Below are 24,352 nucleotides of genomic sequence, written 5' to 3'. Positions count from 1 at the left end.
CAACTTGAACGCAGGCGGCACTGGTCCTTACGGTGTGAAAGCCCATAACAGGGAGATGACGCCCCGTGACCCTAGCCCCGGAGACACTCATGACCCAACCCCGCCATTCGTTCCTGCCCCTTGGCCTGTCGCTGGTGCTGGCCTTGTCCGCCCCGGCCCTCGCCCAGGACGAGGGTGAGCTGACGGTGACGCATGGGGTCTCGACCTTCGGCGATCTGCGCTATGGCCCCGATTTCGAATACCTGGATTACGTGAACCCGGATGCGCCGCAGGGGGGCGAGCTGTCTTTCGCCTGGTCCTCGGGCGGGTTCGATTCGCTGCATCCCTACAGCCGCAACGGACGCTCGGCGGTGGCCTCGAACATCTTCTACGAGGCGATGCTGGAGGGCACCTATGACGAGATCGGCTCCTCCTACTGCCTGCTGTGCGAAAGCATGGCCTTCCCCGAGGATCGCTCCTACGTGATCTTCACCATTCACGAGGATGCGACGTTTTCGGACGGCACGCCGGTCACGGCCGACGATGCCCTTTTCAGCTACGAGATCCTGCGCGATGAGGGGCTGCCGTCGTTCCGCGCCTCGATCGGCCTGACCATCGCCAGCGCCGAAGTGCTGGACGAGCGGCGCATCCGCTATGACTTCAACCCCGAAGCGCCGCTGCGCGGGCGGATCGAAAGCGCGGGCGGCCTGCCGGTCTTTTCGCGCGCCAGCCACGAGGCATCGGGCCTCGATTTCGAAGACTCCCGGCTGGAGCCGCTGATCGGGTCGTCCGCCTATGTGCTGGAGTCCGTCAGCCCGAATGAGCGCGTCGTTTATCGCCGCAATCCCGACTGGTGGGGCAACGATCTGCCGATCAACCGGGGACGCTACAATTTCGAGACCATCCGCATCGAGTATTACGGCGATTCCAACGCCGCCTTTGAAGGGCTGGCCGCCGGCAATTACACGTTCCGGCAGGAAAGCAGTTCGCTGCAATGGGCCACGGCCTATGAATTCGACAAGGTGACGGATGGCACCATCGTTCTGGAAACCATCGACCACGGCAATATCTCGCCCGGTCAGAGCTTTATCTTCAACCTGCGCCGCCCGCAATTCCAGGATGTCCGCGTGCGCGAGGCCATCGGGTTGATGTTCAACTTCGACTGGACCAACGCGACGCTGTTCTACGGGCTCTACAACCCGATCACGTCCTTCTGGGAGAATGTCGATCACCTGGAGGCGACGGGGGTGCCCGAAGGGGCGGAGCTGGCGCTGCTGGACCCGCTGCGCGACCTCTTGCCGCCCGAGGTTTTCACCGAGGAGCCCTTTGCCTTCCCGTCCTCGAGCCCCGAGCGGACCTTTGATCGCCGTCAGGCCCGGCAGGCCGCCGCCCTGCTGGAGGAGGCCGGCTGGACCCCCGGCGATGACGGGTTGCTGCGCAACGAGGATGGCGACCGGCTGGAGGTCGAGTTCCTCAACTCCAATCCGCTCTTTGACCGGATCATCAACCCCTATGTGGAGAACCTGCGAAATATCGGCGTCGATGCCCGCCTGACGCGGGTGGACAGCGCCCAGATGACGGAACGCGAGCGCAGTTTCGATTTCGACATCATCACCGATCATTTCCCCATGGACCTGGAACCGAGCTCTGGCCTGCGCCAGTATTTCCATTCGGTTCAGGGCGAGGATTCGCTGTTCAACCTTGCCGGTGTTTCGGACCCTGCCATCGACGTGTTGGTCGAGGCGGTGGTCGATGCCGAGACCCAGGAGGAGCTGAACGTCGCCGTGCGGGCGCTGGATCGCGTCTTGCGGTGGGAACGCTTCCGGGTGCCGCAATGGACCAATAACAGCTACTGGTTCGCCTATTACAACATGTATCGCCACCCCGAGGAGCTGCCGCCCTATTCGTCGGGCTTCCTCGATCTGTGGTGGATCGACGCCGAGGCCGAAGCCGCGTTGCGCGCCGAAGGGGCGCTCTGATCCGCGATGGGCGCCTATATTCTCAGACGGCTCATGCTGATCATCCCCACGCTGATCGGGATCCTGGTGATCAATTTCGCCCTGGTGCAATTCGTGCCGGGCGGACCCATCGACCAGATCATGGCGCAGCTGGAGGGTGAGGGCGACGTTTTCGCGGGTATTTCGGGCTCTGGTTCGGAAACCGGGGCCGAGGAACTGGGCGGCGGCGACAGCTATCTTGGCGCGCGCGGCCTGCCCGCCGGGTTCATCGAGCAGCTGGAGATCGAGTTCCACTTCTCGCGCATCGTCTGCGAGGAGGGGTTCGAGGGCGAGCCGCGCCTGCGCGCCGAGGAATGCCGCGCCGAGCCGATCCCGACCTGGCAGCGGTTCTTCCTGATGATGTGGGATTACATGCGCTTCGATTTCGGCGAGAGCTATTTCCGCTCCATCTCGGTCGTGGACCTGGTGATCGAGAAAATGCCGGTCTCGATCACGCTTGGCCTGTGGTCGACGCTGGCGGCCTACCTGATCTCGATTCCGCTCGGCATTCGCAAGGCGGTGCGCGACGGGTCGAAATTTGACACCTGGACCAGCGGGCTGATCATCGTGGGATATGCGATCCCCGGTTTCCTCTTCGCGATCCTCTTGCTGGTCCTCTTCGCGGGCGGGCGATATTGGCAGGTCTTCCCCCTGCGCGGGCTGACCTCGGACGGGTTCGAGGACATGACGACCCTGCAACAGATCGGCGATTATTTCTGGCACATCACGCTGCCGGTGCTGGCCTCGACGATTTCGGCCTTCGCGACGCTGACGCTGCTGACCAAGAACAGCTTTCTGGACGAGATCAAGAAGCAATACGTGATGACCGCCAAGGCCAAGGGCCTGTCGGAACGGGCGGTGCTTTACGGCCATGTCTTCCGCAACGCGATGCTGATCGTGGTGGCGGGGTTTCCCGGCCTCTTCATCGCGGTCTTCTTCGGCGGCAGCCTGATCATCGAAACGATCTTCTCGCTCGATGGGCTGGGGCGCATGGGCTATGAGGCGACGGTGGCGCGCGATTACCCGGTGATGTTCGGCACGCTCTTTGTTTTCGGGCTGATCGGGCTGGTGATCAACCTTCTGTCCGATCTCGTCTATGTGCTGATCGACCCGCGCATCGACTTTGAATCGCGGAGGGTCTGAGGCATGGCGTTCTTTACCCTTTCGCCGCTCAACCGGCGGCGGCTGCGCAACTTCCGCTCGAACCGGCGCGCGGTCTGGTCGCTCTGGATCTTCGGGACGCTGTTTTTCCTGTCGCTCTTTGCGGAATTCCTGGCCAATGACCGGCCGCTGCTGGTGCGCTACCAGGGCGAGTATTACACGCCCATCTTCAACCTCTACACGGAACGGGATTTCGGCGGGTTCTTCCCGACCGAGGCCAATTACCTTTCGGTTCAGGTGGAATGCCTGATCGTCACCGGGATCGAGGAATGTGCCGATGACGATTCCGGCGAGATCGCGCGCGGCCTGCTGGCGGATGCCGAGGATGGCGTTGTCGATGGCACCGAGATCGACCGTGGCTGGATCCTTTGGCCGCCGGTGCCCTATGCCTACAACACGGTCACCGAAATCGCGGGGTCGGCCCCGTCCGCCCCGGATCGCGACCACTGGCTCGGCACCGACGACACCGCCCGCGACGTGCTGGCCCGCGTGATCTACGGCTTTCGCCTGAGCATCGTCTTTGCCCTGATCGTGACGGTCCTGACCTCGATCGTGGGTATCGTGGCGGGCGCGGTGCAGGGCTATTTCGGCGGGCTGACCGACCTGTTGTTCCAGCGCTTCCTGGAGATATGGGGCGGTATTCCGCAGCTCTACATCATCATCATCATCGCGGCGATCTTCCGAATGAATTTCTGGCTATTGGTGCTGCTGATGACGGCCTTCGGCTGGATGGCCCTGGTCGGTGTGGTGCGGGCCGAGTTCCTGCGCGCGCGCAATTTCGAATATGTCCGCGCCGCCCGCGCGCTTGGCGTCAGCGACCTGGTGATCATGTTCCGCCATGTGCTGCCCAATGCGATGGTGGCGACGCTGACCATGCTGCCCTTCATCGTCACCGGCACCATCGCGGCGCTGGCGACGCTGGATTTCCTGGGCTTCGGGCTGCCGTCCTCGGCCCCCTCCCTGGGCGAGCTGACCTTGCAGGCCAAGCGCAACCTGCAGGCGCCCTGGCTCGGCTTCACCGCCTTCTTCACCTTCGCCATCATGCTGTCGCTCTTGGTCTTCATCTTCGAGGGCGTGCGCGATGCGTTCGATCCCAGAAAGACGTTCCAATGAGCCTTCTGGACGTGCGCAACCTGTCGGTCAGCTTCACCCAGGACGGGGCCACCAACCATGCGGTGAAGAATGTGAGCTTCTCGGTCGAGAAGGGCGAGACCGTCGCAATCGTCGGCGAAAGCGGGTCGGGCAAGTCGGTCACCGCTCTGTCGACCGTGTCGCTTCTGCCTGGCAGCGCCGAGGTGACGGGATCGGTGCGCTATGGCGGCGCCGAGATGATCGGCGCGAAGGAGCGCGAATTGCGCCGGGTGCGCGGCAACGATATCAGCTTCATCTTCCAGGAGCCGATGACTTCGCTGAACCCGCTGCACACGCTGGAGACGCAGCTTGAGGAGAGCCTGGCCCTGCATCAAGGCTTACGCGGCGCGGCGGCGCGGACGCGCATCCTGGAGCTGATGACCAAGGTCGGCATCCGCGACCCGGAATCGCGCCTGGGGGCCTATCCGCATCAATTGTCGGGCGGGCAGCGCCAGCGCGTGATGATCGCCATGGCGCTGGCCAATGGGCCCGACCTGCTGGTCGCCGATGAACCGACGACGGCGCTGGACGTGACCATCCAGGCGCAGATCCTGGAACTGCTGGCGGATCTGAAGCGCGAGGAGGGGTTGAGCCTTCTGTTCATCACCCATGACCTGGGCATCGTGCGCCGCATCGCCGACCGGGTTTGCGTGATGAAGGATGGCGAGATCGTCGAGACCGGCCCGACGGAAGAGATTTTCGCCAACCCCCGCCACCCCTATACCCGCAAGCTGCTGGAGGCGGAGGCCACCGGCGGTCCGGACCCGGTGCGCGACTTTGCCGAGACCATCGTCGAGACCGAGCACCTGAAGGTGTGGTTCCCGATCCAGGCGGGGCTGCTGCGGCGCACGGTGGGGCATGTGAAAGCGGTGAACGATGCCACGATCTCGGTCCGCGAGGGCGAGACGCTTGGCATCGTCGGCGAAAGCGGGTCGGGCAAGACGACGCTGGCGCTGGCGGTGATGCGGCTTCTGTCCTCGGAGGGGCGGATCAGTTTCCTGCGCAATGACATCCAGGGTTGGCACCCCAAGCGCATCCGGCCCCTGCGCAAGGATATGCAGATCGTCTTTCAGGACCCCTATGGCAGCCTCAGCCCGCGCATGACGGTCGAGCAGATCGTGGCCGAGGGGCTGAGCGTGCATGAGGTCTCGGGCGGGCATGACCGGCGCGCGATGGTGGCGAATATCCTGCGCGAGGTCGGGCTGGACCCCGACATGATGCACCGCTATCCGCATGAGTTTTCCGGCGGCCAGCGGCAAAGGATCGCCATTGCGCGGGCGATGATCCTGCAACCGCGGCTGGTGGTGCTGGACGAGCCGACCTCGGCGCTGGACATGACCGTGCAGGTGCAGATCGTCGAGCTCTTGCGCGACTTGCAGAAGCGGCACAAGCTGGCCTACCTGTTCATCAGCCATGACCTGAAAGTGGTGCGCGCCCTGAGCCACAAGGTGGTGGTGATGAAGGAGGGCGACGTGGTCGAGACCGGCAGCAACGCCGAGATCTTCGACAATCCCAAGACCGGCTATACCCGCGCGCTGATGGCGGCGGCCTTCGATCTACACGCCGCCGGGTAAGCGATTGCGCTGCGCCTTCGGCGCATCGCCCGCGCGGGCCGGCGACGCTCTGGCCCCCTTGCGGGAGCCCTCGCGCCGCCGGATTGCCATGGCCAAGCGGGAAAGGCAGTGTGTGGTCTGCCGGTGTGGCGCGGGGCGGGACCGGTGCTATTCGAGTATTTGGACCAAGAAGATGAAGGGGCGGGGTTAGATGGCCGAGCTGTGGCTGCTGGCCTGCATCTCGTAGGCGTCGAAGGCGCGCGCGATGAGGCGGGCGAGGGGGCGGCCGGGGGGCAGGATCTCGAAGCCCGAGGCGTCATGATGGACCATCTCGGGGAAGGCGGCGGCGGCGCTGGCGTAGAGGGTTTCGAGATGCTCGGGCGTGGTCAGGTCCGCGCCGAGGATCTCGTGGCTGTCGATGCGGAAATCGCACATCAGCGCCTCGATCAGGCGGGCGCGCAGCCGGTCCTCGCCCTTGAAGACATGGCCGCGCCCGGTAGCGAGCTGGCCCGCGCGCACCGCCTTCTGGTAGGTCATGGTCGCGGGGGCGTTCTGCGCGAAGCCCTGTGGAAAGCGCGAGATCGAGGAGGCGCCGAGGCCGATCAGCACCTCGCAGGTATCATCCGTATAGCCCTGGAAATTGCGCCGCAGATGACCGGTGCGGGCGGCCTGTGCCAGGCTGTCGCCCGCACGGGCGAAATGGTCGATGCCGATCTGGGTATAGCCGTCCCAGGAGAAGAGCCGCGCGGCGGTCTCGAACAAGTCCAGCCGTTCCTGCGGCGTCGGCAGGGCGTCGGTCGGGATCAACTGCTGGCGCTTGGCCATCCAGGGCACATGCGCGTAGCCGTAGAGCGCCACCCGATCGGGGTTGAGCGAGAGCAGTTTCTGCACGCTGTCGGCGATCTTCTCGCGGGTCTGATGCGGCAGGCCGAAGAGGATGTCGGCGTTGAGCGAGTGGACGCCGCGCGCGCGAAGCCCTTCCACCGCGTCGCGGGTGATCTCGTAGCTCTGGATCCGGCCGATGGTCTTCTGGATCTCGGGGTCGAAATCCTGCACCCCGATCGAGGCACGGGTCATGCCGGCGGCGGCGAGCGCGTCGAGCCGCGCCTCGTCGATCTCGTTCGGGTCGATCTCGACCGAGAACTCGGCGTCATCGCTCATGGTGAAATGCTGGCGGACGGCATTGGCGAGGTCGGTGGTGGCCTCGGGGCCGAGGAGGGTGGGCGTGCCGCCGCCCCAATGCAGGCGCGCAACCTCGACGCCCTCGGGCAGGAGCGCGCCGACCTGGGCGATCTCCTGTTTCAGGGTGGCGACATAGGCCAGAACGGGGTCGTCGGAATTGACGCCTTGCGTGCGGCAGGCGCAGAACCAGCAGAGTCTGCGGCAGAACGGCACATGCAGATAGAGCGAGACGGGCGAGCCTGGCCGAATCGCGGCAATCCAGTCGCTAAACCCTTGGGCCTGCACGTCGTTCGAGAACTTGTTGGCCGGCGGGTAGCTTGTATAGCGTGGCACTTTGGCCTCAAAGAGACCAAGCGCGCGAAGTTGCGCAAGGTTATCCATTCAGATAGCCTTAGGCTGTGCCTATGTTCCTGTAATTGATCGAGATCAAGACCATCACTTCGGTCGCATAAAACCGGGGAGTTTTCCCATGCCCAAAGCCGCGCTTGCCGCACCCCTGCTGCAAGATTGTTCCAATTGCCCGATTCGGCATCGGGCGGTCTGTGCCCGCTGCGAAGCCGATGAGCTGGAGCAGCTGGACGCGATCAAGTATTACCGCACGTTCGAGGCCGGGCAGACCATCGTCTGGTCCGGCGATCAGATGGATTTCGTGGGGTCGGTGGTCAGCGGGGTCGCGGCCCTGACCCAGACCATGGAGGATGGCCGCCGCCAGATGGTGGGCCTTCTGTTGCCGAGCGATTTCCTGGGCCGCCCGTCGCGCGACAGCGTGACCTATGACGTGACGGCCTCGACCGACGTGGTGCTGTGCTGTTTCCGGCGCAAGCCGTTCCTCAAGCTGATGGAGGACACGCCGCATGTCAGCCAGCGCCTGCTTGAAATGACGCTGGACGAGCTGGACGCGGCGCGGGAATGGATGCTGCTTCTGGGGCGCAAGACGGCGCGGGAGAAGATCGCGAGTTTCCTGACCATCATAGCGCGGCGCGGGACCACGGCGAATGTCGTTCCCCTTAAGGCGGAGGTTGCATTCGACCTGCCACTGACGCGTGAGGCGATGGCCGATTACCTGGGTCTGACGCTGGAAACGGTGAGCCGGCAGATGTCGGCACTGAAGCGCGATGGCGTGATCGAATTGCAGGGCAAGCGCCATGTCGTGGTGCCCGATTTCCATCGTTTGATGGCGGAGACCGGCGATGACACCGATGGCGGGCTGGTGACCTGAAACAAGGTCGGAACTGTCTGAAAACCCTTAAATGCTGGCCCAGTCGGTAAAGACCTGGCGGGGGGCCTTGCGCGTTGTCGGTGCGGCGTTGATGCGGCGGTCGGCGGGGCGTTGCAGCTCGGCCTGGGCCGGGATCGGGCGGGGGGTGTGATGGGCGGTGCAGAACATGGGCTTGGTCCTTTGGGGCAATGCGTTTCTGATCTCTGCGACTCACTTTAGTGTAAAAAATACACTTATGCAAGAGTGTATCCGGAACAATGTCGTGGAGCCGTGGCCCCATGCCAGAAAGATCCCATGAAATCATGCGGAAATCGGGGCGGGTGCAGGGTGATTCGGAGAAGAGACGGCGGCAGTCCCGTGCCGGATACGAAAACAGGCGCGAGGGGATCCCCTACGCGCCTGCGGCACTCGTTACTCTACCAAAGGGCTTAACGCGCCATCAGGACCGGCACGCTGGCCTGTTCCAGTAGGTTGCGCGTCGCCCCGCCCAATATGGCCTCCCGCAGGCGGGAATGACCATAGGCCCCCATCACCAGCAGATCCGCATCCTTGTCGCGGACGTGGCGTTCGATCATGTCGGAAATGCGCGGCATCGTGCAGGCGATGACCGAGACCTCGACCCGGGCACCGTGGCGCGACAGCATCTTCGACAGTTCCGCGCCGGGATCGGCGGCCCCGGTATCGTGGCGCGGCGGGTCGATGATCAGGATCTCGACGCAATCCGCGGCGATCAGAAGCGGCAGGGCGCGGCGCGCCGCCACGAGCGCCTCGGCGCTTTCGTTCCAGGCCACCACGGCGCGGGTGGGTTTGTCCGAGGGCAGCCTGTCATTGCCGGGCAGCACCATCACCGGGGCCGAGCCCTGGAACATCGCCGCCTCGACGATCACCGGCGCATCCGAGGCGCGCCCCTCGCCATAGGGTTTGGGCAGCATCACGAGGTCGGAAAACTGCGCCCGGTGGGCCACCAGGCCCGAGACCATCGCGCTTTGCGCCACCAGCGCCTCGACCGCCCAGGTGATCTCGGTCCGGCCGAGGCGGTCGCGCACCGCGTCCTCCAGCGCCTTGGCGTGATCGCGCGATTGGCTCTGCGTTTCCTCGTGGATGATGGCGGTCGCCCCGGCGAAGTAATAGCCCGTCTGCGTCCGGTCGATGCCCAGGCACAGCACGTCCAGATGCGCGCCCTGGCTGCGCGCGAAGGGCAGCGTTGCCTCAAGCACCGGGGCCACATCGTCGATGTCGGTCAGGATCGTCAGAATGCTCTTGTAACCCATGGCGGCGCTCCTTTGTTTCCTGGGTGTCGGCGGCAGACTAGAGCCCTACCGCCCGTGCTGCTTTGACTTGCATCAACCCTATCCTTTCCGGCAATTTGACATGGATCAAGGTCTCCATCGACCTAAAACGCGATTTGAGATCATACGGAACACTCCGGAAGGCTTTCGAGTCGCAACCGGGGGTAGATGAAGGGACGATCCATGCTGGATTATGTGAAGCTTTTGATCCTCGGCCTGGTTGTGATCAGCGCCGCGATCGCGGCCAATTACGCGCGCGACGTGGGCTATATGGTGCATGCCATCATCGTGATGATCACCGCGGCGGGCCTGTTTCTGTGGCAGTTGCGCCGCACGGATGAGCCGGTACCCGCGGCGGTGCTGCAAACCGAATACATGGATGGGCCCGTGAGATGGGGCGCCATCCTGACCGCGTTCTGGGGCGTTGTCGGCTTTCTGGTCGGCACGTTCATCGCGTTTCAGCTGGCCTATCCGCAGCTCAATTTCGAATGGGCGCAAGGCTATCTGAATTTCGGACGGCTGCGGCCCCTGCACACCTCGGCGGTGATCTTCGCCTTTGCCGGCAACGCGCTGATCACGGCCTCATTCTATATTGTTCAGCGCACGACGGCGGCGCGGCTCTGGGGCGGCGGCCTGGTCTGGTTCGTCTTGTGGGGCTACCAGTTCTTCATTGTGCTGGCCGCCACCGGGTATCTCATGGGGATCACACAGGGCCTGGAATACGCGGAACCGGAGTGGTACGTCGATATTTGGCTGACCATCGTCTGGGTCGCATTCCTGGCTGTCTTCATGGGCACGCTGATCAAGCGGAAAGAGCCGCATATCTACGTCGCCAACTGGTTCCTTCTGTCCTTCATCGTCACCGTGGCGATGCTGCATGTCATCAACAACATGTCGGTACCGGTGTCGATCTTCGGGTCGCGGTCGGTGCAGGTCATGGCCGGTGTGCAGAGTGCCATGACCCAGTGGTGGTATGGCCATAACGCCGTCGGCTTCTTGTTGACCGCGGGCTTCCTGGGCATGATGTACTATTTCATTCCTAAACAGGCCGAGCGTCCGGTCTACAGCTACAAGCTCAGCATCATCCATTTCTGGGCGCTGATCTTCCTCTATATCTGGGCGGGTCCGCACCATCTGCACTATACCGCGCTGCCCGATTGGGCGCAGACGCTGGGTATGGTGTTCTCTGTCGTGCTGTGGATGCCCTCCTGGGGTGGCATGATCAACGGGTTGATGACGCTGTCGGGGGCCTGGGACAAGCTGCGCACCGACCCGGTCTTGCGGATGATGGTCACCTCGGTCGCGTTCTACGGCATGTCCACCTTCGAGGGTCCGATGATGTCGATCCGCTCGGTCAACAGCCTGTCGCATTATACCGACTGGACCATTGGCCACGTGCATTCGGGGGCCCTGGGCTGGAACGGCATGATCACTTTCGGGATGCTCTACTACCTGTTCCCGAAACTGTGGAGCCGTGAGCGTCTCTACAGCCTGCGCCTGGTCTCGTGGCATTACTGGCTGGCGACGATCGGCATCGTTCTCTACGCGGCCTCCATGTGGGTGACCGGCATCATGGAGGGGCTGATGTGGCGCGAAGTGGATGCGCAGGGCTTCCTCGTGAACTCCTTCGCCGACACCGTGGCGGCCAAGTTCCCGATGTATGTGGTGCGTGGCCTGGGTGGCCTGATGTTCCTGGCTGGCGGTCTGATCATGGCCTACAACCTTTGGATGACCGTACGCAAAGGCGTTGCTGCTGCACCCGCCCGCGCCGCGGCCCCGGCAGAATAAGGAGGGTCGAGATATGGCCACTGACGACAACGACAAGATCCTCGACCCCGAGCGCGACCCCAATGTCTCGACCGTCTCGGACATCCCCGAGGAGATCCCGAACGAGTTGCCGCATCAAAGCTGGTTCCTGAACAAGCATGGCAAGATCGAGCGCAACGCGACCCTTCTCCTGGCGCTCAGCTTTGCGGTTGTGACCATTGGCGGGGCCGTGGAGATCGCACCGCTCTTCTACCTTGAGAACACGATCGAGGACGTGGAAGGCATGCGCCCCTATTCCCCGCTGGAGCTGCAGGGGCGCGAGATCTACATCCGCGAGGGCTGCTATGTCTGCCACAGCCAGATGATCCGCCCGCTGCGGGACGAGGTTGAACGCTATGGCCCCTACAGCCTTGCGGCGGAATCGATGTATGATCACCCGTTCCAATGGGGATCGAAACGCACCGGGCCGGACCTGGCCCGGGTCGGCGGGCGATATTCCGATGAGTGGCATGTCGATCACATGACCGATCCGCAATCGGTGGTGCCGGAATCGGTGATGCCGTCCTATGGCTATCTTGCCGAGACCGAGATTGACCCCACCTATATTGCCGATCTGATGGAGACTCACCGCATCGTCGGGGTGCCATATACCGACGAAATGATTGATCAGGCAGCCTATGACTTTGTTCAGCAGGCCACCGATTTCGGCGATGACGCGGTGGTCGAACGCTATCCAAACGCGCAGCAGCGCGATTTCGACGGCAACCCCGAGGTCACCGAAATGGACGCGCTGATCGCGTATCTTCAGATGTTGGGCACGCTGGTCGATTTTTCGACTTTCACGCCAGACGAGAGCCGATAGAGGAGCGATTCAGATGGAAGATACCTACACCATCATGCGGGTCTTTGCAGGAAGCTGGGGTCTGCTGTTCATGTTTACGGTGTTCATAATCGTGATCCTGTTTGTGCTGCGTCCCGGCAGCGGGCGGCTCTACAAGGACACGGCCAACATCCCCTTCCGCCATGACGACAAGCCTGCAAGGTCGCCCGCGGCCAGCCAAAAGACGGAGGCGCGGTAATGACCGACAAGCACATCCCCGACCCTGAAGAACAACAATTGCAGGAGGGCGATCCCCGCACCACGGGCCATGTCTGGGACGGGATCAAGGAGTTCGACAACCCGATGCCGCGCTGGTGGCTCTGGACGTTCTACCTGACCATCTTCTGGGGCGTCGCCTATACCATCGCCTATCCGGCCTGGCCGCTGATCAACGGCGCTACGACCGGTCTGCTGGGGTATTCGAGCCGCGCCGAGGTGGCCGAGGAAATCGCCGAGTTCGACGCGATGAACGACCCGATCCGGGCGCGCATCGAGGAGGTCGAGCTGGCCGCGATCACGCCGGACGAGAATCCCGACCTCTACAACTTCGCGGTGCAGGGCGGCGGCGCGATCTTCCGCACCTGGTGCGCGCAGTGCCATGGCTCGAACGCGGCGGGCGCGGTGGGGTATCCCAACCTTCTGGATGACAACTGGCTCTGGGGCGGCTCGCTGGACGAGATCTACTACACGATCAGCCACGGTATCCGCAACGAGGACGATCCCGATGCGCGCTGGTCGGAAATGCCCGCGTTCGGCGACGTCCTGAGTGACGAGGAAGTCACCCAGGTGGTGCAATATGTCCGTAACATCTCGGGGCAGGAATATGAGGCGGAGCTGGCCGCTGCCGGCGAAGAGGTCTACCTGAACAACTGCTCCGCGTGCCACATGGAAAACGGCACCGGAGAAAGGGCCCTGGGCGCGCCCAACCTGACCGATGCGATCTGGCTTTATGGCGGCGATGAAGAGGCGCTGGAATATACCGTGCGCAATTCCCGCTTCGGGGTCATGCCGCCCTGGTCGGCGGAAGCCTCGTCCGCGGGCCGCCTGTCGGAAGCCGAGCTTCGCTCGGTGTCGATATACGTCCACTCGCGGGGCGGCGGGGAGTAGTCCCCGACAAGAGACCCGGTGGCCCGTTCGCGCGGGCCACCGGTAGATGCCGGTTCTGGTCCTGTTCGCGCGTTTCCTACAGAACCGGCATCACCTTACCTCAAAAAAACTAAAATCGTCTAGATTCAGACCTGTCCCCGACGTTTTCGTTGGCCAGTGTCGCCGTCGGATCAATCTAGGAAACGCGCAATGAATACTCTTGATACCAAGCTGGCCCGCTTTCTGGCCGACGATGCAGGCGCCGTCACGGTGGACTGGGTCGTGTTGACCGCTGGACTTGTCGGGCTTGGCGTGGCGACAACGGCGGTGGTGTCCGCCGGGGTCGAGGATGTCTCGGGCGACACATCCGGCGTCATGACCGATTATGAAATCGAAACCAGCTTCGGCGTTGCCTGGGCACGCCAGCAATGGGACGCCAGCAATCCCGGCATCTATGACAGCTATTCCTCTTGGATGGCCGGGTTCGACGACGCGCAATTGCTGGCGCATATGAACAACATGGAGCAATACGCCTCCTACCCGGCGGGATCGGGTCATCCCTATGACACCTATCACGACGAGTTCTTCATCGCGCGGGACGAGGCCATCGCGCGCGGCCTGGTCGCGGCCCCGTCCTGACCGGGAAAGGGCGGCGCAGCGCCTATCCCATCTGCCCGCCCTTTTCGCCGCGCAGGCGCACCTTCTTGCGGTCGGTCAGGGACACCCAGATCGCCAGCGCCGCCAATGTGCCGCAATAGATCACGCCGATCAGCAGCACGATGATGCCGGGTACCGGCCCGATATCGGCCCGGTCGACGAATTGCTGAAAGCTCTGCGCCTGCATCGGGTGGATCATCAGCTTGCCGACATAGGCAACGGCCTGGATCAGCAGGATCCAGACATAGTTGCGCCGTACGCGCCGCGCCATCGAAGTGATGAACCCGATGTGGTATTGCGGCCGCAGGTAATCCTCGGCCAGGATCGCCTGCCAGTTCTCTTCCGTGTGCAGATCGCCGCCATCGCGCAGCATCGGCGCGTAGAAATGCGTCTCCAGCCAGCGCGAGCGCGCCCGCCAGACGTTGAAATAGCGATAGCGCCGCGCCTCCAGCGCCAGGAACAGCAGCATCAGGATACCGACCAGCAAGAGCGGCAGGGGCGACGCCTCGGGCGTTGCGAAGGAGATCGAGAGCGCCACGCCAAGCGTCACCACGGCCCAGTTCGTCGTCGTGTCCAGCCGCGTGCGCCAGATCGTGCTGCGATAGATCTCGCCGCGATAGAGATGCGCGATGGCGCCGATCTCGGCGGCGGTGAATTCCTGCGCGCTGTCGGGGTTGCGTTTCTCGGGCCTGCCCTGGGTGTCGTCCATATCGCTTCATCCTGTTCGTCGCGTGCCCCACCTTGGCACAGAACGCCCCCCTGCGACAAAACCTTCGCGCGGCTGGAATTCGGTGCAGAGGAGGTCTAGTTTCGGCCTGTCTGACAGTTGCGCCATGCGGGTGCGGGTTTGATCTGGGTCAAGGCTGCGTGACGTGGTGCTGCCTAGAAGCGACAATAGCCCCGATCCCGTCTCCCAAGGAGCGTCCCCCGCGCATGAGTTCCAGTGACCAGCCCCAAAGCCTCTATGCGGCCCGCGAGCCGATCTTTCCCAAGCGCGTCAAGGGCCCGTTCCGTAACCTGAAATGGATCATCATGGTGGTGACCCTGGGCATCTATTACCTGACGCCCTGGATCCGCTGGGATCGCGGCCCGTCATTGCCCGACCAGGCGGTGCTGATCGACCTGGCCAACCGGCGCTTTTTCTTCTTCTGGATCGAGATCTGGCCGCATGAGTTCTATTTCGTCGCGGGCTTGCTGATCATGGCGGGGCTCGGCCTGTTCCTGTTCACCTCGGCGCTTGGTCGGGTCTGGTGCGGCTATGCCTGCCCGCAGACGGTCTGGACCGATCTGTTCGTACATGTCGAACGGTGGGTCGAGGGCGACCGCAACGCGCAGCTTCGCCTGCTGAAAGCGCCCTGGACCGCCCGCAAGGCGCGGCTGCGCATCACGAAATGGACCATCTGGCTGCTGATCGCGGTGGCGACCGGCGGGGCCTGGGTGTTCTATTTCACCGACGCGCCGACGCTGCTGGTGGACCTCTTCACCCTCAACGCGCATCCGGTGGCCTACACCACCATCGCCATCCTGACCGCCACCACATTCGTTTTCGGCGGCTTCATGCGCGAGCAGATCTGCAATTACATGTGCCCCTGGCCGCGCATCCAGGCCGCGATGATGGACGAGGACACGATCACGGTTGCCTATCGCGACTGGCGGGGCGAGCCGCGCGGCAAGCATCGCAAGGGCGCGGATGCCGACCAGCTTGGCGACTGCATCGACTGCATGGCCTGCGTCAATGTCTGCCCGGCGGGGATCGACATCCGCGACGGGCAGCAGATGGAGTGCATCACCTGCGCGCTCTGCATCGACGCCTGCGACGACATCATGGCCAAGATCGGCAAGCCGCGGGGCCTGATCGACTACATGGCGCTGACCGACGAGACCAATGAGCGCGCGGGCAACCCGCCGAAATCGGTCTGGCGGCACATCTTCCGGCCCCGCACCATCATCTACACCGTGCTCTGGTCGGCGATCGGCATCGCGCTGGTGGTGCTGCTCTTCATCCGCTCCGAGATCGACATCACGGTCGAGCCGGTGCGCAGCCCGACCTTTGTGACCCTCAGCGATGGCTCGATCCGCAACGCCTATGACCTGCGCCTGCGCAACATGGCCAATGAGGATCGCGTGTTCGAGATCACCCTGACCTCCGAGGCCGACCTGGCACTGGACCTTGAGGGGGCCGAGGGGGATCGCGTCACCGTGCCCGCCGACAGCACGCAGCAATTGCGCGCCTATGTGACAGCCGAGCCGGGCGATCCCGCGGCCGAGGCCGACCGGACGGATTTCCGGTTCTGGGTGGAAGATGCGATCAGTGATATCAGGGCCTACCAGGATACAGTCTTCGACGGCACAGGGGAGTGACGGCATGAGCGACGAGGAAAAACGCCCCCGCGAACTGACCGGCCGCAAGGTGCTGCTGATCTTTGTCCTGGGCTTCGGCCTGATCATCGGCGTCAACCTGTTCATGGCGTTCCAGGCCGTGCGCACCTTTCCGGGGCTCGAGGTCTCGTCCTCCTATGCCGACAGCCAGGATTTCGACATTCGCCGCGAGGCGCAGGAGGCGCTTGGCTGGACCGCCGAGGTCGAGGTCGATGTGGAGGAGGGCATCCTGACCCTGCATCTGCTGGAGGCCGATGGCAGCCCGGCGCTCCCGGCGGAGCTTGTCGCGCTCCTGACCCGGCCCACGAGCCGGGTCGATGATCAGGAACTGGAATTGACCCGTGAACGCGGCGCCCTTACCGCGCCGGTCGATATCGCGCCGGGGCGCTGGCGGTTGCGGTTGACGGGCACCGCGCGCGACGGCACCGATTACCGCCACAACATCACCTTCACGATCCGCGAGTAGGCCGATTTGACCGCCAGCCTCACACATCCCCGCCCTGCCGCCTGTCCGGCCTGCAATGCCGCCCCGGCGGCGGAAGCGCTGGCCGCCAAGCCGGTCGATGCGCGGCTGATGCTGTCGCTGCCGGGCATCCATTGTGCCGGCTGCATCTCGGGCGTCGAACGCGCGCTGGAGGGCGTGGCGGGGGTGCGCGCGGCGCGGGTGAACCTGACCCTGAAACGGGCGGCGGTGGAGGCGGGGCCGGAGATCACCGCCGGTGACCTTGTCGCGGTGCTGGAGCGCGCGGGCTACGAGGCGCATGAGCTGGACCCCGGCGTTCTGGCGGCGACCGAGGCCGACAAGGGCGCACGCGACCTGCTGATGCGGCTCGCCGTGGCGGGCTTTGCGATGATGAACGTGATGCTGCTGTCGGTCGCGGTCTGGTCCGGGGCCGAGGGCGTGACGCGCGACCTGATGCATTGGGTGTCGGCGGCCATCGTGCTGCCCGCCATCGTCTTCACCGGGCAGCCCTTCTACGTCAATGCGTGGTCGGCGCTTCGGGCGGGGCGGCTGAACATGGATGTGCCGATCACGCTGGCGATCCTGCTGGCCGTGGCCACGTCGCTCTATGAAACGATCATGTCGGGCGAACACGCCTATTTCGACGCGGCGATAGCGTTGACCTTCTTCCTGCTGGCGGGCCGCTACCTGGATTACCGCACGCGGGCCACGGCACGCTCTGCCGCGCAGGAACTGGCCGCGTTGGAGGTGCCGCGCGCGATCCGGCTGCGGGACGGGGTCGAGGAAACCGTGGGCATCGCCGATCTGGCCCCCGGGGATGTCGTGCTGGTGCGTCCCGGCGGGCGTATCCCCGTCGATGGCACCGTGACCCAGGGCAAATCCGAGATCGACCGCGCGCTGATGACGGGCGAAAGCCTGCCCGCCTATGCAGGCCCCGGCAGCGCCGTTTCGGCGGGTGAGGTCAACCTGACCGGCCCCTTGCGGGTCGAGGTCACGGCGGCGGGCAAGGACAGCTCTCTGCACCGCATCGCCGACCTGGTTGCCATCGCCGAAAGCGGGCGCAGCCGCTACACCTCGCTGGCCGATCAGGCCGCCAAGCTTTACGCGCCGGGGGTGCATATCATGGCCGCGCTGGCGGCTGTCGGCTGGTATCTCTACACGTTCGACCTGCGCATTTCGCTGAATATCGCCGCCGCCGTGCTGATCATCACCTGCCCCTGCGCGCTTGGCCTTGCCGTGCCCGCGGTGACGACGGCGGCATCGGGCAGGCTGTTCCGCAAGGGCATGCTGATCAAGGACGGCACCGCGATGGAGCGGCTGGCCGAGGTCGATACGGTGGTGTTCGACAAGACCGGCACCCTGACGCTCGGTATTCCGCAGCCGGTGGGGTTGGAGGGGCTTTCGGACGCGCAGGCACGGGTGGCACTGGCGCTGGCGCAAGGCTCGTCGCATCCGCTGGCGCAGGCCCTGGCCGCCGGTCTTGCAGGGCGGGAGGCCGAGGCGCTGGACGGGTTGCGCGAGGTTCCGGGCTACGGGGTCGAGGCGATGTGGAACGCGACGCCCGTTCGTCTCGGGCGCGCGGCGTGGGTTGGGGCAGAGGCGCCCGATGTCACCGCGACCTTCCTGCAGATCGGCGATGCGGAGCCTGTCGCGCTCACCTTCACCGACAGCCTCCGCCCCGGCGCACGGGAGGCACTGGACGGGCTCAAACGGGCAGGGCTGCGGGTGATGCTGATCTCGGGCGATACGCGCGGGGCCGTGCGGCGCTTTGCCGACGAGATCGGGATCGAGGAGGTCTTGGCCGAGGCGCTGCCCGCCGAGAAGGCCGCGCGCATCGCGGCGCTGTCCGAGGACGGCGCGAAGGTTCTGATGGTCGGTGACGGGCTCAACGATACGGCGGCGCTGGCGGCGGCGCATGTCTCGATCTCGCCCGCCTCGGCGCTGGATGCGGCGCGGGTGGCCTCGGACATGGTGCTGTTGGGGAAAGACCTGTCACCGATTGCCGATGCGTTTGATACCGCCGTGAAAGCGCGCAAGCGGATCCGGGAAAACTTCTCGATTGCCACGGTCTACAACATCGTCGCGGTGCCCTTCGCGGTGGCGGGCTTCGCCACGCCGCTCGCCGCCGCCTTGGCGATGTCGGCCAGTTCGATTACCGTGTCGCTGAACGCGCTGCGGCTGAAATAGGGGCTGTCATGGATATTCTGGTCATCCTGATCCCGGTCTCGCTGTTCCTGGGGGCGCTTGGGCTGGTGGGGTTCTTCTGGCTGCTCAGAAAGGGCCAGTTCGACGACCCTGACGGCGATGCCAACCGCATCCTGCGCGACGATTACGACGATCATCCGAAACAGTGAGGCTCAGATCTGCTCGGCCAAGGCCAGCGGCCCCGGTTCCTCGCGGATGGGCAGGTGGATGAGCGCGGCCAGCAGGCCAAGCGCCACGGCGGCCCACCACATCGGCGTGTAATCCTGCGTCAGGTCATAGATGCGCCCGCCCATCCATGCGCCGATGAAACTGCCCGACTGGTGGCTGAGAAAGACCAGCCCGGCCAGCGTCGACAGGAACCGCAGCCCTTGCGTCTGCGCGACCAGCCCCATCGTCAGCGGCACGGTCGAGAGCCACAGAAGCCCCATGATGGCCGAGAAGATCAGGACGCCGGCCTCGGTCAGTGGCAGCAGGATGAAGGCGGTGATGACCAAGGCGCGGGCCAGGTAGATGCCGCTCAACACCTTTTTCTTGGAATAGACCTGCCCCGACCAGCCCGACAGGAACGAGCCCGCGATGTTGAACAGCCCGATCAGGGCCAGCGACAGGCCGCCGACCCAGGCGGCGAGATTGGCGTCGATCACATAGGCGGGCAGGTGGGTCTGGATGAAGGCGACGTGAAAGCCGCAGACGAAGAAGCCGAAGAAGAGGCACAGGTAACTGCGGTCGCTGAACGCCGTGGCAATGGCGGTGCCGAAGGCGCCCGCGCCAGACCCGGAGGCCGTGGGGGCAGAGACCCGCGCGATGAAGACGAGGAAGGGCAGGATCAGGGCAAAGCTCGCCCCGATCAGCAAGAGGGCGGGTTGCCAGCCGACGCCGCCGATCATGAAGGTGGCAGTGGGGGCCGAGACGAACATGCCAAGCGATGCCGCCGCCGTGCCGAGCCCCAGGATGAAGCTGCGCCTGTCGGGCGTCACGATCTTGCCAAGCGCGCCGATGACGATGGGAAAGGAGGCCGCGCCGGTGCCTGCGCCGACCAGCACGCCGGTCAGCACGAAACCGGTCGGATCGGTGATCATCCCGCGCAGGGCAAAGCCCGCGCCTGCGCAAACGGCCCCGAAGGCCAGCACCCGCGCCGTGCCGTAGCGGTCGGCCACCGCGCCCGCGACGGGTTGCGCAAAGCCCCAGGCCAGCGCCTGCACAGCGACCGAGAGCGAGAACACCTCGCGCCCCCATCCAAGCTCGGCGGACATCGGCGCGAGGAAGACGCCGAAGGTGGCGGCGAAGCCGAAACCCAGGAAGGCGACCATGCAGCCCGCGAAAATGGCGGCGTTCAGGCGCGCGGTGTCTTGCTGGCGTGTCATGGCAGGCGTTCCCCACGGGTCTGGCCAATGCGCGGGTCGGCATCGGCCATTCTGCGGCGCAGGCTACACGCGGCGCTGGGTTTGGCAATCGCGAATGGCGATTACGGGCCGTAGGTCGTGCAGGTCACGTTGCGCGACATCAGCCGGGCACAGGCGCGTTCGGCGGCCTCCTCGCTCATGCCGGCAAACTGCGCCTCGAAGCCGCCGGGCCGGTTGACCACGTTGCGCAGTGCCTCGCCAAAGGTCGACAGCTCGGTCAGCGCGGTCTGCAGGAGCAGGCGTTCGGCGGCGTTGCGGGAAGGGTGGCGGCCAAGCGAGACGCCGTAGAGCCGGGTGCCGGTGGATGAGGCGCGGGTCACGATTTCCTGTTGTGGCGGTTCGGGATCGGGGTCGATGACGGCCAGTTCGATCTCGGCGGAGTCCACCGAAGGGATCTCGGGACGCGGGACCGGGATGACCGATGGCGTTTCTGCTGCGGTCCGGGTTTCCGCGACCTCCAGCAGTTCTTCGGGCGCGGCCGGCGCTGTCGCGCCCTCCGCGGTCGGGATGGGGGCCTCGGCCTCCTCGGCGCGGGCCAGCACGATGTCAGGCTCCTCGGGCAAGTCGTCGGGCCGGGGCGTCGGCAGGTTTTCGGCGATCTCCTCGGCGACCTCCTCGGTCGGCGGGTCGGTCAGCGCGTCTTCGACGGCATGTTCGACGGCGGCCAGCAATTCCGGCGCGACCTCGGGCAGTTCGTCCTGGGTGCCGGGGCGGGGCAGGGGGCGCAGGCTGCTGGTGACGGCCCCGGTCGCGCGGATGCTGCTGCCGACGCGGTCATCATCATCATAGACCGGCAGTTCCGGGCGGCGCACCGTGGCCGTCGAGGGCGCGCGGGCAAAGCCCATGTCCAGGAGTTCCATGATCCGTTCATTGCGGGTCGCAGTCGACCGCCCGCCGAAGACGGTGGCGATGATCCGTTCCTGGCCGCGCTCGGCCGAGGCGACAAGGTTGTAGCCCGCCGCGCGGGTGTAGCCGGTCTTGATCCCGTCGGCCCCACGATAGGCATCCAGGAAGCGGCGGTTGGTGTTGCGCACGGTGGCAATGCCCGCATCCGCCGAGCGGCGCGAAAAGAGGTTATAGTATTGCGGATAGTCGTAGAAGAGGCGCCGCCCCATCGTGGTCATGTCGCGCGCCGTGCTGAGGTGCCCGTTCTCGGTCAGGCCATGGGCATTGCGGAAGGTCGTGCGGTTCATGCCAAGCGCGATGGCGGTGCGGTTCATGCGGCGGGCAAAGGCGGCCTCGGAGCCCGAGATCGCCTCGCCGATGGCGGTGGCGGCGTCATTGCCCGAGCGCACGGCGGCGGCCCGGATCAGGTAGCGCAGGCGAATGCGCGTGCCCGCCTGAAGGCCAAGCCGCGAGGGCGGTTCGGAGGCGGCATTGCGCGAAATTGTCACCTCGGTATCCAGCGTGATTTCGCCCAGGCGGATCGCCTCGAAAGCGATATAGAGCGTCATCATCTTGGTCAGCGATGCGGGGTGCAGGCGGGCGTCGGCGTTGCGGCTGTGCAGCACCTCGCCGGTGCGCGCGTCGATCACCATCGCCGCATAGGGCGCGGCATGGGACGCACGCGGTGCGAGTACCAGCGCGCTGAACAGCACACATACCCCAACAAGGGTGAAAAGGAGCGGTCTTCGGATCACGAAATTGCTCTGTCTACCTCGGGATGCCGTCTGTTGCGGCGATTGAGAAAACCCTAGGCGATTTCCGCAGCCAAATCCATCATAAAGCGGCGTCCAAATGTGGCGATTTCAAGGCAATTTCGAAAAGGCGCAGATTTTGGCCCCGGCGCGCGGCGTGGCCGCTACATCTGTGCCTTGCGGCACTGGACGGGGCCGGGGCGCTGCGGCACTCTGTGCCCTGGTATGAAGGAGGTCCGGCTCATGAGTAACCCGTTTGACGCCCGAAAGGCGCGCGCCGCCGCCTGGTTCGCCGAATTGCGCGACGAGATCGTCACCGCCTTTGAAGCCCTTGAGGAAAGCCAGCCGGACGAAGCCCCCGCCGGGCGATTCGAGGTGACGGAGACACGCCGCGCCACCGAGGACGGATCGGACGCGGGTGGCGGCGTGATGAGCGTGATGCGCGGGGGCCGGGTGTTCGAGAAGGTCGGCGTCAATATCTCCACCGTCTATGGTAACCTGGGCGCGGCGGCGCAAAAGGCGATGGCCGCGCGCGGCGTGCCGGGGATGGAAGACGATCCGCGCTTCTGGGCCTCGGGGATCAGCCTGGTGGCGCATATGCAGAACCCGCATTGCCCCGCCGTCCACATGAATACGCGGATGTTCTGGACCCCGCATGCCTGGTGGTTCGGCGGCGGCTCCGACCTGAACCCCTGCATCGAATATGCCGAGGATACCGAGCATTTCCACGCCGTGCAGGCGCGCTACCTGGCCCCGCATGGCGAGGCGCTTTATCCCGAGTTGAAGGCCTGGGCAGACGAGTATTTCTTCATTCCCCATCGCGGGCGCGCGCGCGGCGTCGGCGGGGTCTTCATGGATGACCGCAACAGCGGCGACTGGGAGGCCGATTTTGCCCTGACCCAGGATATCGGCCGTGCCTTCCTGCCGGCCTATCTGCCGATCATCGAGACGCGGCGGGGAATGGACTGGGGAGACTCGGAGCGCGACACGCAGCTGATCCATCGCGGCCTCTATGCCGAATACAACCTGGTCTATGATCGCGGCACCAAGTTCGGGCTGGCCACCGGGCATGACGCGAATGCGGTGCTGATGAGCCTGCCGCCATTGGCGAAATGGGTCTGACAGGAACATCGCCGCGCGTGCCGCGCGTCGACCGATGCGAGGGGGCTGTCTGCCCCCTCGCGCTCCCCCGAAGGTACTTGCACGAAGAAGATGACGGCGTCAGGCGCTGCGGATGGCGTCCAGCATGACATGGACATTCTCGGGGTCGGCATCGGGCGTGATGCCGTGGCCGAGGTTGAAGACATGCGGGCCGCCCCGGAAGGCGCGGGTGATGCGCTGCGCCTCGTCGATCAGGGGCTGGCCCCCGGTGACCAGGAGCTTGGGGTCAAGGTTGCCCTGCACGCAGGTCTCGGGTTGCAGCGTTTCGGCGGCCCAGGTGGCATCGACGCTTGTGTCGAGCGCCAGGCAATCGGCCCCGACGGCCTTGGCGAAACCGGGGTAACTGTCCCCCGCCTCGCGCGGGAAGACGATGACCGGCAGGCCGGGGTGACGCGATTTCAGCGCCGTGACGATGCGCTTGATCGGTTGAAGGGAATAGCGCTCGAAGGCGTCGCCCTTGAGGCTGCCTGCCCAGGAATCGAAGAGCTTGATCACCTCGGCCCCGGCCTGCACCTGCTGTGAGAGGTATTCTATGGTGGCCCCGGTGATGAGGTCGATGAGGGCGTCGAAGGTCTCGGGGTCGCCCTCGCGCAGCGCATGGGCCGGGGCCTGATCCGACGTGCCGCGCCCGGCGATCATGTAGGTGGCGACCGTCCAGGGGGCCCCGGCGAAGCCGATCAGCGTGGTTTCCGCGGGGAGTTCGCGGGTCAGGATGCGGATCGTCTCGTAAATGGGCGCGAGGGTTTCGTGGATGTCGTCCTTGCCCTTGAAATGGGCCATGTCGCCTGCGCTGGTGATCGTAGAAAGGCGCGGGCCTTCGCCAGTGACGAACCACAGATCGGCGCCAAGCGCCTGCGGGATCAGCAGGATATCGGCGAAGAGGATCGAGGCGTCGAAGCCGTAGCGGCGAATGGGCTGCAGCGTGACCTCGGCGGCGAGGTCCGGGGTGTAGCATAGCGACAGGAAATCGCCCGCCTTGGCCCGCGTGGCGCGGTATTCGGGAAGGTAACGTCCCGCTTGCCGCATCATCCAGACGGGGGGTGTCGGCAGGGTCTCACCGGCAAGGGCGCGCAAAAGGGTCTTGGTCATCGGGATCGTCCTTCTCCGGTGGGCTGGTGGCAGATGTTTCGCGGGCGGGGTCCGGAGTCAAGGCGAGGTGCGCGGGGATGGGCGGTTTCGACGCGCGGGGCGCGCGCGCCGACC

22 protein-coding genes are annotated in these 24,352 nt (G+C 65.0%); 15 read left to right on the top strand and 7 right to left on the bottom strand.

Annotated elements, in window-relative coordinates; translation table 11 throughout:
- Positions 1 to 89 precede the first annotated feature (89 nt).
- From HNS34_RS10585 to HNS34_RS10570, 4 genes are read left to right on the top strand one after another with little or no spacing between them, the layout of a single operon-like run.
- Positions 90 to 1,958 carry an extracellular solute-binding protein gene (locus HNS34_RS10585; RefSeq protein WP_172320032.1) on the top strand — a complete coding sequence of 623 codons (1,869 nt, stop codon included), beginning with the start codon at positions 90 to 92 and terminating at the stop codon, positions 1,956 to 1,958.
- A 6-nt stretch (positions 1,959 to 1,964) separates the two neighbouring features.
- Positions 1,965 to 3,119: a microcin C ABC transporter permease YejB gene (locus HNS34_RS10580; protein WP_172320031.1), complete on the top strand. Its 1,155-nt coding sequence runs from the start codon at positions 1,965 to 1,967 to the stop codon at positions 3,117 to 3,119.
- Between the two features lie 3 nt (positions 3,120 to 3,122).
- Positions 3,123 to 4,250, top strand: coding sequence for an ABC transporter permease (locus tag HNS34_RS10575; RefSeq protein WP_172320030.1), 1,128 nt, complete (start codon positions 3,123 to 3,125; stop codon positions 4,248 to 4,250).
- Positions 4,247 to 5,842 (top strand): ABC transporter ATP-binding protein, encoded by a 1,596-nt coding sequence (locus HNS34_RS10570; RefSeq protein ID WP_172320029.1) that lies wholly within the window; start codon positions 4,247 to 4,249, stop codon positions 5,840 to 5,842. The genes HNS34_RS10575 and HNS34_RS10570 overlap by 4 nt, the downstream gene beginning before the upstream one ends.
- Positions 5,843 to 6,028: 186 nt before the next feature.
- Here HNS34_RS10570 and hemN read toward each other — a convergent pair whose 3' ends face one another.
- The gene (gene hemN / locus HNS34_RS10565) at positions 6,029 to 7,384 is read right to left on the bottom strand and encodes an oxygen-independent coproporphyrinogen III oxidase (protein ID WP_172320028.1); all 1,356 of its coding nucleotides are present in this window, start codon (positions 7,382 to 7,384) and stop codon (positions 6,029 to 6,031) included.
- Between the two features lie 88 nt (positions 7,385 to 7,472).
- On the opposite strand from hemN, the gene fnrL reads away from it, so the two are divergent.
- Positions 7,473 to 8,222 (top strand): transcriptional regulator FnrL, encoded by a 750-nt coding sequence (fnrL, locus tag HNS34_RS10560; RefSeq protein ID WP_172320027.1) that lies wholly within the window; start codon positions 7,473 to 7,475, stop codon positions 8,220 to 8,222.
- 27 nt (positions 8,223 to 8,249) lie between these two features.
- Here the strand turns inward: fnrL and HNS34_RS10555 are convergent, their stop codons facing one another.
- Both HNS34_RS10555 and HNS34_RS10550 read right to left on the bottom strand, forming a co-directional pair.
- A complete protein-coding gene (locus tag HNS34_RS10555) occupies positions 8,250 to 8,390 on the bottom strand; it encodes a hypothetical protein (RefSeq protein ID WP_172320026.1) in 141 nt (46 codons plus the stop codon).
- Positions 8,391 to 8,650: 260 nt separating this feature from the next.
- Positions 8,651 to 9,493, bottom strand: coding sequence for a universal stress protein (locus HNS34_RS10550; protein ID WP_172320025.1), 843 nt, complete (start codon positions 9,491 to 9,493; stop codon positions 8,651 to 8,653).
- Between the two features lie 201 nt (positions 9,494 to 9,694).
- On the opposite strand from HNS34_RS10550, the gene ccoN reads away from it, so the two are divergent.
- From ccoN to HNS34_RS10525, 5 genes are all read left to right on the top strand, one after another.
- Positions 9,695 to 11,299, top strand: a complete 1,605-nt coding sequence (ccoN, locus tag HNS34_RS10545; protein WP_172320120.1) for a cytochrome-c oxidase, cbb3-type subunit I — start codon at positions 9,695 to 9,697, stop codon at positions 11,297 to 11,299.
- 13 nt (positions 11,300 to 11,312) lie between these two features.
- A complete protein-coding gene (gene ccoO, locus HNS34_RS10540) occupies positions 11,313 to 12,140 on the top strand; it encodes a cytochrome-c oxidase, cbb3-type subunit II (protein ID WP_172320024.1) in 828 nt (275 codons plus the stop codon).
- A gap of 13 nt (positions 12,141 to 12,153) precedes the next feature.
- Positions 12,154 to 12,357 (top strand): cbb3-type cytochrome c oxidase subunit 3, encoded by a 204-nt coding sequence (locus HNS34_RS10535; protein WP_172320023.1) that lies wholly within the window; start codon positions 12,154 to 12,156, stop codon positions 12,355 to 12,357.
- Positions 12,357 to 13,265: a cytochrome-c oxidase, cbb3-type subunit III gene (ccoP, locus tag HNS34_RS10530; protein WP_172320022.1), complete on the top strand. Its 909-nt coding sequence runs from the start codon at positions 12,357 to 12,359 to the stop codon at positions 13,263 to 13,265. Before HNS34_RS10535 ends, ccoP begins: the two co-directional genes overlap by 1 nt.
- A 189-nt stretch (positions 13,266 to 13,454) precedes the next feature.
- Positions 13,455 to 13,883, top strand: a complete 429-nt coding sequence (locus HNS34_RS10525) for a hypothetical protein (RefSeq protein WP_172319873.1) — start codon at positions 13,455 to 13,457, stop codon at positions 13,881 to 13,883.
- Positions 13,884 to 13,905: 22 nt separating this feature from the next.
- Here the strand turns inward: HNS34_RS10525 and HNS34_RS10520 are convergent, their stop codons facing one another.
- The gene (locus HNS34_RS10520) at positions 13,906 to 14,610 is read right to left on the bottom strand and encodes a DUF2270 domain-containing protein (protein WP_172320021.1); all 705 of its coding nucleotides are present in this window, start codon (positions 14,608 to 14,610) and stop codon (positions 13,906 to 13,908) included.
- 224 nt (positions 14,611 to 14,834) lie between these two features.
- Between HNS34_RS10520 and ccoG the strand changes: the two genes are divergently transcribed.
- From ccoG to ccoS, 4 genes are read left to right on the top strand one after another with little or no spacing between them, the layout of a single operon-like run.
- Complete coding sequence (gene ccoG / locus HNS34_RS10515; protein WP_172320020.1) at positions 14,835 to 16,262, top strand: cytochrome c oxidase accessory protein CcoG; 1,428 nt, start codon at positions 14,835 to 14,837, stop codon at positions 16,260 to 16,262.
- A gap of 4 nt (positions 16,263 to 16,266) precedes the next feature.
- Positions 16,267 to 16,746, top strand: coding sequence for a FixH family protein (locus tag HNS34_RS10510; RefSeq protein ID WP_172320019.1), 480 nt, complete (start codon positions 16,267 to 16,269; stop codon positions 16,744 to 16,746).
- Positions 16,747 to 16,752: 6 nt separating this feature from the next.
- Positions 16,753 to 18,930: a heavy metal translocating P-type ATPase gene (locus HNS34_RS10505; RefSeq protein WP_172320018.1), complete on the top strand. Its 2,178-nt coding sequence runs from the start codon at positions 16,753 to 16,755 to the stop codon at positions 18,928 to 18,930.
- Between the two features lie 8 nt (positions 18,931 to 18,938).
- The gene (gene ccoS, locus HNS34_RS10500) at positions 18,939 to 19,097 is read left to right on the top strand and encodes a cbb3-type cytochrome oxidase assembly protein CcoS (protein WP_172320017.1); all 159 of its coding nucleotides are present in this window, start codon (positions 18,939 to 18,941) and stop codon (positions 19,095 to 19,097) included.
- Positions 19,098 to 19,100: 3 nt separating this feature from the next.
- On the opposite strand, the gene HNS34_RS10495 is transcribed toward ccoS, so the two are convergent.
- Together HNS34_RS10495 and HNS34_RS10490 are read right to left on the bottom strand one after the other, a co-directional pair.
- The gene (locus HNS34_RS10495; RefSeq protein ID WP_172320016.1) at positions 19,101 to 20,312 is read right to left on the bottom strand and encodes an MFS transporter; all 1,212 of its coding nucleotides are present in this window, start codon (positions 20,310 to 20,312) and stop codon (positions 19,101 to 19,103) included.
- Positions 20,313 to 20,413: 101 nt separating this feature from the next.
- On the bottom strand, positions 20,414 to 21,949 hold the full coding sequence (locus tag HNS34_RS10490) for a D-alanyl-D-alanine carboxypeptidase family protein (RefSeq protein WP_328700511.1): 1,536 nt from the start codon (positions 21,947 to 21,949) through the stop codon (positions 20,414 to 20,416).
- Positions 21,950 to 22,231: 282 nt separating this feature from the next.
- Here HNS34_RS10490 and hemF point away from each other — a divergent pair, with 282 nt between their 5' ends.
- On the top strand, positions 22,232 to 23,110 hold the full coding sequence (gene hemF / locus HNS34_RS10485; RefSeq protein ID WP_172320015.1) for an oxygen-dependent coproporphyrinogen oxidase: 879 nt from the start codon (positions 22,232 to 22,234) through the stop codon (positions 23,108 to 23,110).
- A 99-nt stretch (positions 23,111 to 23,209) separates the two neighbouring features.
- On the opposite strand, the gene hemE is transcribed toward hemF, so the two are convergent.
- Entirely contained in the window at positions 23,210 to 24,238 is a 1,029-nt protein-coding gene (gene hemE, locus HNS34_RS10480; RefSeq protein WP_172320014.1) for a uroporphyrinogen decarboxylase, read from the bottom strand.
- Between the last annotated feature and the right edge of the window lie 114 nt (positions 24,239 to 24,352).

Origin of the sequence: Alterinioella nitratireducens (assembly GCF_013155465.1) — a bacterium.
Classification (GTDB): domain Bacteria; phylum Pseudomonadota; class Alphaproteobacteria; order Rhodobacterales; family Rhodobacteraceae; genus Alterinioella; species Alterinioella nitratireducens.
Note: the sequence above shows the minus strand (reverse complement) of the source record. Positions and strands in the feature narration are given on the sequence as shown.